The organism is Gloeocapsopsis crepidinum LEGE 06123 (assembly GCF_015207655.1).
Taxonomy (GTDB): Bacteria; Cyanobacteriota; Cyanobacteriia; order Cyanobacteriales; family Chroococcidiopsidaceae; genus Gloeocapsopsis; species Gloeocapsopsis crepidinum.
This window is the reverse complement of sequence record NZ_JADEWN010000048.1, coordinates 1-13,155: the sequence shown is the minus strand read 5'-3', so window position 1 is coordinate 13,155 and position 13,155 is coordinate 1. Positions and strand designations below refer to the sequence as shown.

Annotated in this window: 12 protein-coding genes and 1 tRNA gene; 6 read left to right on the top strand and 7 right to left on the bottom strand. The window is 39.7% G+C overall.

Annotated features, from left to right (window positions below):
* Window positions 1-167: 167 nt before the first annotated feature.
* Window positions 168-383, top strand: coding sequence for a DUF1816 domain-containing protein (locus tag IQ230_RS17725; protein ID WP_193933602.1), 216 nt, complete (start codon window positions 168-170; stop codon window positions 381-383).
* A gap of 5 nt (window positions 384-388) precedes the next feature.
* Here IQ230_RS17725 and IQ230_RS17720 read toward each other — a convergent pair whose 3' ends face one another.
* The 3 genes from IQ230_RS17720 to IQ230_RS17710 all read right to left on the bottom strand — a co-directional run bounded on the left by IQ230_RS17720 (window position 389) and on the right by IQ230_RS17710 (window position 3,930).
* Window positions 389-2,599 (bottom strand): Piwi domain-containing protein, encoded by a 2,211-nt coding sequence (locus tag IQ230_RS17720; protein WP_193933601.1) that lies wholly within the window; start codon window positions 2,597-2,599, stop codon window positions 389-391.
* The gene (locus tag IQ230_RS17715; RefSeq protein WP_193933600.1) at window positions 2,596-3,405 is read right to left on the bottom strand and encodes a PD-(D/E)XK nuclease family protein; all 810 of its coding nucleotides are present in this window, start codon (window positions 3,403-3,405) and stop codon (window positions 2,596-2,598) included. Before IQ230_RS17715 ends, IQ230_RS17720 begins: the two co-directional genes overlap by 4 nt.
* Window positions 3,406-3,857: 452 nt before the next feature.
* Window positions 3,858-3,930 (bottom strand) — tRNA-Ala (locus IQ230_RS17710).
* A 105-nt stretch (window positions 3,931-4,035) separates the two neighbouring features.
* Between IQ230_RS17710 and trhO the strand changes: the two genes are divergently transcribed.
* Complete coding sequence (gene trhO / locus IQ230_RS17705) at window positions 4,036-4,941, top strand: oxygen-dependent tRNA uridine(34) hydroxylase TrhO (RefSeq protein WP_193933599.1); 906 nt, start codon at window positions 4,036-4,038, stop codon at window positions 4,939-4,941.
* 63 nt (window positions 4,942-5,004) lie between these two features.
* On the opposite strand, the gene IQ230_RS17700 is transcribed toward trhO, so the two are convergent.
* The 4 genes from IQ230_RS17700 to IQ230_RS17685 all read right to left on the bottom strand — a co-directional run bounded on the left by IQ230_RS17700 (window position 5,005) and on the right by IQ230_RS17685 (window position 7,873).
* Window positions 5,005-5,685: a class I SAM-dependent methyltransferase gene (locus tag IQ230_RS17700; RefSeq protein ID WP_193933598.1), complete on the bottom strand. Its 681-nt coding sequence runs from the start codon at window positions 5,683-5,685 to the stop codon at window positions 5,005-5,007.
* 136 nt (window positions 5,686-5,821) lie between these two features.
* Window positions 5,822-6,028, bottom strand: a complete 207-nt coding sequence (locus tag IQ230_RS17695; RefSeq protein ID WP_099701151.1) for a glycogen debranching protein — start codon at window positions 6,026-6,028, stop codon at window positions 5,822-5,824.
* Between the two features lie 102 nt (window positions 6,029-6,130).
* Window positions 6,131-6,634 carry a GNAT family N-acetyltransferase gene (locus tag IQ230_RS17690; protein WP_407646678.1) on the bottom strand — a complete coding sequence of 168 codons (504 nt, stop codon included), beginning with the start codon at window positions 6,632-6,634 and terminating at the stop codon, window positions 6,131-6,133.
* A gap of 102 nt (window positions 6,635-6,736) precedes the next feature.
* Window positions 6,737-7,873 carry an RpoD/SigA family RNA polymerase sigma factor gene (locus IQ230_RS17685; RefSeq protein ID WP_193933597.1) on the bottom strand — a complete coding sequence of 379 codons (1,137 nt, stop codon included), beginning with the start codon at window positions 7,871-7,873 and terminating at the stop codon, window positions 6,737-6,739.
* Window positions 7,874-8,615: 742 nt separating this feature from the next.
* Between IQ230_RS17685 and priA the strand changes: the two genes are divergently transcribed.
* From priA to IQ230_RS17665, 4 genes are all read left to right on the top strand, one after another.
* Window positions 8,616-11,171 (top strand): primosomal protein N', encoded by a 2,556-nt coding sequence (gene priA, locus IQ230_RS17680; protein WP_193933596.1) that lies wholly within the window; start codon window positions 8,616-8,618, stop codon window positions 11,169-11,171.
* A gap of 261 nt (window positions 11,172-11,432) precedes the next feature.
* Complete coding sequence (locus IQ230_RS17675) at window positions 11,433-11,642, top strand: DUF2283 domain-containing protein (RefSeq protein WP_193933595.1); 210 nt, start codon at window positions 11,433-11,435, stop codon at window positions 11,640-11,642.
* Between the two features lie 359 nt (window positions 11,643-12,001).
* The gene (locus tag IQ230_RS17670; protein ID WP_228055097.1) at window positions 12,002-12,208 is read left to right on the top strand and encodes a hypothetical protein; all 207 of its coding nucleotides are present in this window, start codon (window positions 12,002-12,004) and stop codon (window positions 12,206-12,208) included.
* A gap of 128 nt (window positions 12,209-12,336) precedes the next feature.
* Complete coding sequence (locus tag IQ230_RS17665; RefSeq protein WP_193933594.1) at window positions 12,337-13,011, top strand: SAM-dependent methyltransferase; 675 nt, start codon at window positions 12,337-12,339, stop codon at window positions 13,009-13,011.
* The last annotated feature ends 144 nt before the right edge of the window (window positions 13,012-13,155 follow it).

Genomic DNA, 13,155 nt, shown 5'->3' with positions numbered 1-13,155 from the left:
TTGTCTTTATTCATCAATTTAGCGCTTATATCTCAATTTAATGGGCTTTCCTTGCCCTGTTTCTTTCTTTTGGCAGAAGCAGAGGAACATAACCGTAGTAGATTAAATAATGTTACAACTTTGACGCTAACTCAATCTCACTTCTACAAAGAAGCTACTTAGTAAGAATGCAACAAGCTGCTACGAACTGGTGGGTGGAAATAACGACACTTTCACCGCGCTGTATTTATTATTTTGGACCGTTTGAAACAAACGAAGAAGCTAAAGCAGCTTACCCAGGATATGTGAAAGATCTCGATGGTGAAGGCGCAAAAGGAATTATTGTTGTAATTCAACGCTGTCAGCCTAAAGAATTGACAATTTGTGAAGAAGATAAGATATAAAAACTTTATAACCAAGGTTGGCGATCGCCCGTTAACACCCCGCTAAAATTTATGCCGTTTAATCGTAAATAAGCAATGCGATCCGAACCGTGAAGAACCATTGGTAAACGAGGCTCTTTCAACGCTCCGTAGTGCAATAGTGTGAGTTTTAGAGTAGTTTCGACAATACGCTCAATTGCGACTTGACATCCTTGCGGATGTACCCTTAAACGCAGCGGACGAGCTAAGCCTACACTAGAATGCACTTTTGTGGTGACGATAATTGCTTCATGTGATGAGAGTCGTAGGGCTAACCCTGGTATTGGTGCTGAGATTGTTTTATTTGTTTTATTAAAGTTATACAAACGAGGATTTCCAGACTTAAGACACTCTACCAAGATAAAGTTTGCACTGATCGCCTTAGCCCACTCAACTAAATTATGAACTTCTTGACCGCGAAACAAACCATCGCGGTAAATCAAAACAGTTTTATTCCTTAGTTCAGCTACAGGAAGTAAACTTTCTAAAATTCGTCGTGGAATTTCTTCACCTTCAATCAAAGCGTCTTCTAATTGGTAGCGAATAAATTCACCTTGTCTGCCATAAAGACGAATACTGGCACAAGCATTCAACGTTCCTGGTAATTTTGCTTTAGAAACCCTCGATACATCCAACCCAATAATATAGTCTGCAATTTCTAATGGTTGGGCTAAAACAAAAGGTAAATTGCCTAATTTGCCAAGAATTCCTGGAATAACGGAGTTTAGTATATTTCTCGAATCAACACTTTCTAAAGTATCAGCGTAAATGACTTGGCTAGCAATTCCACGTCGCAATAATTGTGAGTATATTTGATAGTAAAGACTGCCACTTTCGTCACGATCAGCAGTGCGATCGCTCTCTGGCAGAAATACTAAAACAACATCACATGGAACTATGATAAGTTCGTTGACAGCTTGTTCAACTTCTACTCTTAAACTAGCACCCGCTAAGTTTTGAAGTTCTAAAGCTTTTTTATTAACAATGTCACTAGCAAATTTATATTGTTTGAGACGTTGTTTAGTTTCCTCTAAAAAAGGATTTAATTTAAAATCACAAAGTTTCAATGCTGCAATTCTAATACTTCTTGATTCATCGCTAAAATCATCGTGTCGGCGATAAACACCACCCTTAGATAATCCCTGAAGAATTTTGCCTCTCACTCCCGTAAATCCGTTACCAAAAAGCAATGGAGTTTGTTCAATCGGCGTTGCTGGTTGCCAAAATAAGTTGGGATACTCTCTACTGTTAATACTACGCTCTAGTTGAAAACCATAAGCAATCAAAGTACCTTGAGCAATTTGCTTATAGGATTTTAATAAGTTTTGTCGCTCTTGATTAGAAACTTTTGTTTTTTTAAGTAACTCTCCATAATCGACTTGAAATTGCTCTGCCGTTTCAGCCGTAACACAAGGACGTAGTGCGGCTAATGGATAGCGAAATCGCTGTTTGTTTTTACCAAATTGCACTGCAACTACAGGTTGATCTGCTGATGCTTCTTCTAGCTTTCTTTTACTGACTGAACCTTGAGCTAATGCTAACAGTTCTTCTCGTTGTTCTCCCACGGTTCCAGTAATACTAATAATATTACAAGTATTACCATGCTCAATTTCTTGAACTTTAAGCACAACTAAAGTTTGTTCTGGTTCGTGTCTGTATGGATGATTATTAAAGAAATCTGCTAAATCACATTTAGGCACAATACTACTACAAATCGTTAATGTCATTGCTGGTAGTGTTGCTAATAGCCATTCAACTGTTTCTGCCCAAAAGTCTACTTCTCGAACAACTTCTACCAAATTTTGCGATAATACAGAAGTAGAAGCAAAAGGACGATTTATTCTTAATATCTGTACAGCAAGCTGCGCCAGAATGAGCGGCGTTGGTGACGGCTGACGTATCCACTCAATTGAATAGTCGCGATCGCCAATATCATTATGCAGCTCATCTTGAATTTCTGCTAGTACTTCTTGCAACTTGTTTTGACTAGGTAATTGTTTGATTCCAACTAACCAAAATACTTCTTGCCATACAGTGACAACTTTGGGAAGCTTTAAACTAAAACGAAAAGCAAATCTATTGCCTAATTCCCGATCGATTTCTGGTGTTAATCGGAAACACATCAAGTTATGATTCGATATACTTAGCGGTAAAATTTCACTTAAAAATGTTTCAGTTTGTGAAACAGTAGCTGTCATGCAGTAACCTCATCGGAAAACTCGCAAGCTGATTTAAATTGACAATGTTGACAAGTTCTACCAGGATTTGGTGGAAAAATCTGATGAAAAGCTGCGATATTTTTTCGATATCTCTGGAGGTCATTCTGATGTTTTTTAGCAATTTGTACAATCTCAATTTGAACTGCTTTTAATTGAGTACTTGTTGCTGAAATTGGCTTTGACCATTTACCAGTTTCTAAGTTGTAAAACGAGGCAATCGCAGGTTGCTGTGGATACAGATAACTAACTGCTAACAGATAAACAAATCCTTGTCGAAGATCGAAATCTGTTTTACCCGTTTTAAAATCTAAAATGTGTAAAATATCATCTTCTGTAAAGATACAATCAATTGCTGCATATAAATTGAATAAATAATTACCTTGTTGAATTTGAATTGGTTGGGGGAATCCTTCATCACCCCGTGTAAGATGAATGATGTGTTTATCCTTAAGGATAGGGTTTTCTTGATATTTTCTCAAAATCAAGTCTACGCGTTCTTGCACTTGCTCTGTTTCTTGATTCAATTGCAAAGTTTCTGCGATTATTTGCACTGCATTGCTGCGATTCAACATTGAATGGTCTTGATGAAACTCGTATACTCCTCTTTGTGCTAAATGACCAATTCGCTGAGGAATGTTATCTTGCTTTAATATTTGTGCGATCGCTGTTTCTTTTCCACGTGCTTTAGTGAAACCTCGTTTCATGTCGCAATGCCAGTTTTCTTGTCCAACAGCTGGTGCAAATAGTGACCACAAGTTATAACTGGCGAAGGGAAGCCACGTCATGTGTATTGTTAATAGTTATATTGATTTTTTTTACGCACAAAATAATAACTCAATGTTGATTTTTTCGTCAAGATCGAATATAATATGTGAATTGTGTAAAAAGCCAGCTGCTTTGCCGAGCGCGTAAAGACAAGGAATACACTCAGTGTGAGCTAACATTGGTATTGGATTTTATATACTTGTCTAAATTAGAGAGCGATCGCTGGCACAGAAATGAGATTTAAACGCAGAAGAATTAATTTTTTTAGCAGGGCGGATTCCATAGCATGATGAAGATCTTCTCAAGCAATGCCTGCTTTTCGGCGAATGCAAGAGAACCCATTTGCTTAGGAAGTTTTTCGCGCTGCGCTATTAGATAGCGAGGAGTATTGATGTCTACACCAATCAAACGCTGACAAGCTTTTAAAATGAGCAATGTAAATAGGTACTAATCTTAAGTTGCGTTTCTTTTATGGAGGTAAGCGGACTCGAACCGCTGACATCCTGCTTGCAAAGCAGGCGCTCTACCAACTGAGCTATACCCCCGAAAATTTAAGAAGTGGCTTGCTTGACTCGCCTTTGCTATTCTAACCTATAGATTAAAATTAAATCAAGTACCTTGTCGATCAAATTTCAACAGTTGTCAGGATAATGACCCAAATTGTTGCAACGTTTTATAAGTTTGTCAGTTTACCAGACGCAGCAGAAAAACAAGAGCCTTTGTTGTCTTACTGCTTAACGCACAATGTCAAGGGAACAATTCTGCTTGCAGCTGAAGGAATTAACGGTACAATTGCTGCAACACGCGATGGAATCGATGCAGTTTTAGCGTTTCTTTGCGCCGATCCTCGTTTTACCGATTTAGAGTATAAAGAATCTACGGCAGATTCTCCACCCTTCGAGCGCATGAAGGTACGCCTCAAAAAAGAAATTGTAACGCTAGGGGTGCCAGAAGTCGATCCCAACGAGCAAGTAGGAACTTATATATCTCCTTCAGAATGGAATGCTTTAATTAGCGATCCTGAGGTTACTGTGATTGATACCCGCAACGATTACGAAGTAGATATTGGTACTTTTCAACGTGCCCAAAATCCGCAAACGCGATCGTTTCGCCAATTTCCTGAATACGTTAATCAAAACCTCGATCCAAGCAAGCACAAAAAAGTTGCAATGTTTTGTACAGGTGGTATTCGCTGCGAAAAAGCTTCATCTTTTTTGTTAGCCCAAGGTTTCACCGAAGTTTATCACCTCAAAGGCGGTATTCTGAAATATCTAGAGGAAGTTCCAGCCGAAGAGAGTTTGTGGGAAGGCGAGTGTTTTGTCTTTGACGAACGAGTTGCAGTAGTTCACGATTTAGAAATTGGAACGCATGACATGTGTCGTAGCTGTGGACATCCGATTTCTGAAGCTGATAAAGCATCAATGCATTACGAAGAAGGTATTTCTTGCCCTTACTGTTTTGAGAATCTCACTGAGGAAAAACGCAAGCGTCAGCAAGAAAAACAAAAACAGATCGAGTTAGCTAAGAATAAAACTAATGTTATCTCCTCAAATTGAAGTGACTAGTGATTAGTGGTTAGTTACTAGTCACTAAATTACTTAATATATAGTCTGGCTATTCTAATCGGATATGATATGAGGGCGTTTACAAGCCAAAGTCAATCCATCACCAATTGGAATTAAGCTAATGGCAACTCGCGAATCTTGATGCAGTTTTTGATTAAAAGCACGAATGTGATTCGTTCGATTATCCTGTACTTGAGGATCAGCAACTCTTCCTGACCACAATACATTATCAACCGCAATTAACCCACCAGGACGAATTAATTGCAATGCTAGCTCATAGTAAGTGTCGTAGTTGCTTTTATCGGCATCAATCAAGGCAAAATCAAAGCTATTTGCTGCACCTGTTGCAAGTAATTGTGTCAGAGTATCCTGGGCAGGTGCAATATGTAACTCAATTTTATCAGCAACACCAGCTTGGTTCCACCAATGACGCGCGATACTGGTATATTCCTCGCTAATATCACACGCAACAACTTTACCCGTAGGAGGTAAGGCTAATGCTACAGCAAGCGAACTATAGCCAGTAAACACGCCGATATCAAGGGTTTTTTGGGCTTGCATTAGTTGCACAAGTAGCGCGATAAATTGCCCTTGTTCTGGTGCAATTTGCATATTACCCATAGGATGATTTGCAGTTTCTTGTCGTAGTTGAGTTAATACTTCTGCCTCGTTTAAAGAAACCGATCGCATGTAGTTGTAAAGCTGTTCGTCAAGTTTTAACGTTTGAACACCCATCTGGTTTTCGCTCAAAGGAAGATAACAAAAAAGGGCTAGTGAAGTGATTAGAAGTGAAATTCATCAGATCTACTAGCGCCTTATTTTTAACCCTCAAGGGGTAGTGATTTTGACGATCCTTAATTTTAAAATGAGTTTAATCGAGTTTAAGAGCGTTGACTGGTACTTCATCCCAAGAATTAACTGTGCGGATGCGCGCGATCCAACCTGCTGCTTTTTGCGTATCAGTTAAATTACGCTCGTAGGAAACATGACAATCGTTGGCTTGTTCTTCGTTGGCGCAAGCGATACAAGCATGAATCATACCAGAAGGATCAATTTGCTCATTTACCCAGATTTTCATCAGATAGCTCCTCCACTTGAAAATCAGTGATTACAACCTGACAATTGATAGCTTACCGCTTTGTGGAGTTCTGAATTTTGAATTAAAGACGAAATTTATAACTCAAAACTCTAAAACCTCGGTATTTGCAATTGATGCGATCGCATCCCCACTCACGCGACAAATGCGCCAGTCAGGTAAAATCGATGCACCCATGCGATTATAAAAGGCGATCGCTGGTTCATTCCAATCTAAAACACTCCACTCCAGGCGTCCACAACCACGCTCTACGGCAAGTTGTGCTAAGTATTTTATCAAGGCTTTCCCTATACCTTTGCGCCGATATTCTGGTAGTACAAATAAGTCTTCCAGATAGATTCCAGGCTGAGTCAGAAATGTCGAGTAGTTGTGAAAGAATAACGCAAAACCCGCAGCTTTCCCTTGCACTTCAGCAATAATAGCTTCTACATAGGGTTGAGCACTAAACAAGTGTTCTTCTAAAGCTTCAGCACTGCCTGTTACAGCATGAGTTAATTTTTCATACTCAGCGAGTGCTTGAATTAAATGAAATAGCACTGATACATCATCTGGAGTAGCAGGACGTAACGTTAGTTCAGGACTTATCACGCGAGTTGCAACTTCTATAGATAAAAACCAAATTATTTAACAATGTCACACTACTGTATCAAAGCGCAACTAAAACTAGTTAATGCTAATAGCTAATTGCTCCTAAAATAACCACCCTTTTAATCTTTTGGCAATTTGAGGACGACGTAGCTTGCGCATTGCTTTGCTTTGGATTTGGCGGACTCTTTCGCGTGAAAGATTGAATATACTACCTACTTCTTCTAAAGTACACGGTTCACTTGTAATCAAACCATAGCGCAGAGAGATGACATCTTTTTCCCTGGGAGTTAATACGTCTCCTAAAACATCCCAAATTTCCTGACGCATCATAGTTTCACTCATTTGTTGCTCTGGAGATTGGCTATCCTCGTCTTCCAATAAATCTACTAATTCAGTATCTTCTTCTTTACCAACTCGGTGGTTTAAAGAAAGTGATTTACGTCGTAGTTGTAACAGTTGACGTAAATGTTCTGCTGAAATTTCTAAAAATTGAGCAATTTCTACTTCAGTAGGATTACGTTGAAGTTGTTGTTTAAGTTCTCTTTGTGCTTTTTTAAGCTTATTTAATTTTTCTACAATATGAATGGGTAATCTAATTGTTCTTGCATCATTAGCGATCGCGCGCGTGATTGCTTGTCTAATCCACCAATAAGCATAAGTCGAAAACTTGTATCCTTTGTCTGGATCGAACTTTTCTGCTGCCCGATTTAACCCCATTGCTCCTTCTTGAATTAAATCTAGGAACGGCAAACCTCGATTTAAATACCGCTTAGCAATTGATACTACTAATCTTAGATTGGAGCGAATCATCTTTCGCTTTGCTACTCGTCCTTGATAAAGACGATGTTCTAACTGGCGTTCTGAAATTCCTAGTAAAGCTGCAACTTCTAACTTACTTGGCTTGCGCTTTATTTCTGCTTGCAGATGTTGCTGTAGCTCTTCAAACTCTACTATGAACTTAACTCGCCGTGCTAATTCCACTTCTTCATCTGGTTTGAGCAAAGGATATCGTGCCATTTCTTTAAAGAAGGCACCTACAGCATCATCAGATTTTGTTTTCTGATACCCTGAAGGCTTGGCTACAGCTAATTTGTCTTTGTCTTCTAGTTCTATTTGGTCTATTGGTGATATTTCTGATACTACTGCTGCTAAATTTTCTGGGGATGGTTCTTCCAAATCAGCACCGTTAATATCACTATCTTTTAAGGAATCGATTGCGTCTAATTCAGCAATATTCATACTTTATATTAGTTTAGAACTGACAGATGATTGGCTTGCTAAGTTGTGCTGTTTGACTTCTTTGGTTAAAGAGGAAATGTATTTACTTTTCTAGTTTTATGTTGAATCGTTCATGCTTATCAAATGAATACTTTTCCTCTTCAATTACTTGTGCTGATTTCTCTTATACCTCTTGATAGTTTTTATCTTTTGCAGTAGTAAAGCCTTTTTGCTATGTTAACAAACTAAATTTATATTGTCAGAATAAGTGGGCTAAAATAATAAAATTAGTAAATGCTTACTTTCTAACTTAGTTTTCTTTAACTCGGATTTAATGTATCTAAATCTTGTTACTACTTTGCTATTCTGACTTACTAAAATAACCTGTTTGCAAATTTGCACATGAGATCACTTAACTTTGTAAAGTCTTGTTAATCTATTGAAGATTTATTTTTTTATTCTTCACCATGAAGCAAGGATCTCATATTCTGTGATTGTTTGTTGTCTATCAATAGGGAGAAAATGCTGTACAGAACACCTATATTGTAAGAATGAGGATAGGTATACTAATTAACAAAAAAACTTTGCACAAAAATCTTAGTATATTAGGCTACAAAAAGTTACTGACTTAATGAATCAGTATCAACACAGTCAAGGGATTAGTAAATAAAATACTTATAATACTGGTATAAGTAATAACACAATGATCGCTAGTTCGGATCATCAGTGTTTAAAGTTCTATTTGAATTTCAAAATGTGTTCTATGTATCTTCGTGGTTTGGAGTCATCAATTGTAGTAGCAGAACCGAGAGTTCCTTTTCAAGTTTCCTCACGTTGGATTGAGGTGTTAGTAGATTGTCCAGGAGCACAAGGTATTTATACTTACAAGTTGACAGCATTAGATGTACAACCAGGAGATATTTTGAGTGTGCCATTTGGTACATCTCAAGTCGGGGCGATCGCAATTCGTTTAGTTTCACAGCCACCAGCAGATTTAGCACCCGACAAAATCAAAGAAGTGACAGACGTGGTGAGTGCGGGCTTTTTTCCTGTTGGATATTGGCAGTTACTCAATCGCATCGCTGAGTACTACTATACGCCACTAATACAAGTGATTCGAGTTGCTTTACCACCAGGGTTACTTGGGCGATCGCAGCGACGAATTCGGCTAGTTAAAAACACAAATTCTTCAACTCAATTTTTGACTCCCGCAGCACGACAAATATTAGAACTGTTGCAAGCGCAGAGTCAAGGAGACTACAGCTTTACTCACATCCAACGTCAAGTTAAAGGAGCATATCGCGGAGTACGCGAACTGTTGCGATCGCACTTAATAGAAAGTTACTTAGAACCGCCACGATTGTCTAAACCGAAGCTACAAAAAGCTGTGACTCTGGTAGATACTGGACTGGAAGGCGATGTAACTTCCCGTCAGCGGGAAATTTTAGAAGTATTGCGACGCCGTGGTGGCGATATGTGGTTAAGTGAGTTGTTGCAGATTTGTAGTACGAGTTCAGCAACGCTCAAAGCATTAGAACAAAAAGGTTATGTTGTCATCCAAGAACGAGAAGTTTTACGCATCGAACGCGATTCGATTGTACAAGAGCAACCCAAAACTTTAACGCAAGCGCAGTCACAAGCTTTAGAAACAATTATCAAGTTGGATGGCTACGCCCAAGTCTTACTTCATGGAGTCACAGGTTCAGGAAAAACGGAAGTTTATTTACAGGCGATCGCGCCATTACTCAACCAAGGTAAATCAGCCTTAGTTCTCGTTCCCGAAATTGGGTTGACACCACAATTAACAGATCGTTTTCGCGCGCGTTTTGGTAATAAAGTCTGTGTTTACCACAGTGCGTTATCAGATGGAGAACGTTATGACACTTGGCGACAAATGCTTGCAGGCGAACCGCAAGTCGTCATCGGAACTCGTTCAGCAGTATTTGCCCCTCTACCCCATTTAGGCTTAATCATCCTTGATGAAGAACACGATAGCAGTTTCAAACAAGATCAACCAATTCCTACCTATCATGCGCGTACTGTAGCGACTTGGCGTGCTGAACTAGAACACTGTCCCCTAGTCTTAGGTTCCGCTACCCCTTCTTTGGAAACTTGGGTGGAAGTAAGGAGTGAGGAGACAAAAAAACGAGAGGAATCGACTCCCATTACCGATTACCGATTACCAATTAACGCCAGTTGCTACAACGGAGGACACCTCCGCAACGCCCTGGCTTCCCATTACCTATCGCTTCCCGAACGCATTCAATCGCGCCCTCTTCCCCCAGTGGAAATAGTCGATATGCGCCAAGAGTTACAGCAGGGAAATCGTTCAATTTTTAGCCGAACGCTACAAAGTGCTTTAGAACAATTGCAAGAACGCGAACAGCAAGGAATTTTATTTATCCATCGTCGAGGACACAGTACGTTTGTTTCTTGTCGTAGTTGTGGATATGTGATTGAGTGTCCGCACTGTGATGTTTCGTTGGCGTATCACCAAACTGAGGAAAACGCGCCAGAAATCTTGCGGTGTCATTATTGTAATTATGCACAGTTGCATCCACGCAATTGTCCTGAATGTAGTTCGCCTTACTTAAAGTTTTTTGGGAGTGGAACGCAGCGAGTTACACAAGAGTTAGCGCGACAATTTCCTCAATTACGAATAATTCGGTTTGATAGTGACACAACTCGTACTAAAGGAGCGCATCGTACACTCTTGACGCGATTTGCTAACCGAGAAGCTGATTTATTGGTAGGAACGCAAATGCTAACGAAAGGACTCGATTTACCGCAAGTTACTTTAGTTGGTGTTGTTGCTGCGGATGGATTGTTACATCTGGCCGATTATCGCGCTGCTGAACGTGCATTTCAAACCTTGACACAAGTTGCAGGTCGTGCTGGTCGAGGTGAAGATCCAGGAAGAGTCATTGTACAAACGTATTCGCCAGAACATCCTGTCATTCAAGCAGTGCAGCAACACGCTTATGAAGCTTTTACCACTGCAGAATTAGAACAACGTGCTGCACTAAATTATCCACCATATGGAAGATTGATTTTGTTGCGTTTGAGTAGCACTGATCCAGCAATGGTAGAAAGTACAGCTCAACAAATTGCTACTCAGTTAAATAGTATCTCGGAGTGTGAGATTTTAGGACCCGCACCAGCAAGTGTTTTTCGAGTCTCTAACCGCTACCGCTGGCAAATTTTACTTAAGTTCTTACCCACTGCACAAATCGAATTACCTGATTGGGAAGATGTGCGATCGCAGATTCCAACGTCAGTCAGTCTCACTATCGATGTCGATCCACTGAATTTTATGTAAAGTGAATTTTGAACTTTCTATCCATGTTTATGAGCGGTTAGAGGAACGAGACATTCCTATCCAAATTTTACTAGATTCTCTTGGAAACACCAGAGCAAATTCTTGTACAAGAAGACGGAACAAAAGTTTATCAGTCAAGGTTTTTAGCAACGAATGGTAAAACCTACTTACTAAGAGCATTCATTAACGATAGCGTTGATCCATCACGAGTTAAATCGCTATACAAAACAAGTAAGCTCAAAAAGTATTGGAGGGAAGGGGATGAAAGCAACTTATAACCAAGAAGATGATGTACTGTGGATTCGTTGGAGTAATGAGATTGATGAGAGCGATGAAACTGAACCTGGTATTATTGTGGATTATGATAAGCAAGGCAATGTCGTAGGGCTGGAAATTTTAGATGCCTCAAAGCGAATTAAAAACTTTCCTCAATCTGTTGCTAATTCCAACCTCAGTCAATCTCACCATTGAGTCGAACCACTGAATTTTATGTAAGCAAATGATTTTGGATTTACGCGCTACTGCTACAGAAGATTTTGTATCTAGCTAACAATGCAGTTCTTTTCTAAGCTTCTTCATTGAGCTAAACTTTTAACAAACTTGATGAAGGGTGAGGAATTTGTCTCAAGTTAATTATTGCAATGTGCTTCTTTTAGGACTACCATAACGTTCTAGAGCTTGTATATATTCTGAGCATGAGTGAAAAGTTGAATCGAAATTTGATTGAGTGCAACATGGCTGGAAATTTGCAGCCGTGGCGATGGCGTATCTAAACTATCATTCACGCTTGTGCCTAATTGACTCAATAAAATTTAGACAACTTATCAGCCATGACGCATAAGAGAATTTTGACCGGCGATCGCCCCACTGGGAGATTGCATTTGGGGCATTATCTTGGCAGTCTGCAAAATCGTCTCAAGCTTCAGCATGACTACGAAACAAACATCTTGATTGCTGATGTACAGGCATTGACTGACAATTTTGCTACCCCAGAACGGCTCCAAGCCAACATCCGTGGATTATGCTCGACTACCTAGCTGTCGGGCTTGATCCCAATCGGTGCTGTTTCGTGGTGCAGTCAATGGTGTCAGAAATAGCCGAACTTACGATTTTTTACATGAACTTTTGGTATCGCGACACTTGACCATAATTGTCATATACACTTATGAAACTAAATGAAGTTGTGCCTTGGGGCAGAACGCTGGAAGAATACAAATTAATGTTTAATCTGTCAGAAGCAGATTTGAACACCAAAATTATTGGATGTGGCGACGGTCCGGCTAGCTTCAACGCTGAGATGACGCAACTTGGATATTCTGTTGTGTCCGTTGATCCCATCTACCAATTCTCTGCTGAGCAAATCAAACAGAGAATCCAAGAAACCTATGAGCCAGTTATCTCACAGGTTAAGCAAAATGCAAACCGTTATCTGTGGAAGAACTTCGGCGATGCAGATGAACTCGGTCATGCCCGAATTGCTGCAATGGAAAATTTTTTATTGGACTATGAAGCTGGTAAAGCAGCAGGACGCTATTTGCCCCAATCTTTACCGAGTTTAGAACTGTTTGACAACCAATTTGAGCTATGCGTGTGTTCCCATTTGCTCTTTCTGTACTCCGAACAGTTATCACTCGATTTTCACATCGCATCCATCCATGAACTCCTGCGAATCTCTCCAGATGTTCGGATTTTCCCCTTATTAAAACTTGATGGTTTACCATCACCCTATGTTGAGTCAGTTATCCAAGAGCTTTCCAGCAGAGGTTTTAATGTACAGATTCAAGTAGTTAGTTACGAGTTTCAAAAAGGTGGCAACCAGATGTTGAAGATTAATAAATAAGCAGTTAGGGGCGCACTTACAGCCTATTGCAGTTTTATGAGGCACAGTAGCAACAGTGAGTAAACCAGTTTTTCAAATGCACGGGATTAATTAAATCGAGTGCAGTGGCAATGAGAAGATCAACCCTGAATGCAGTAGTTGGGG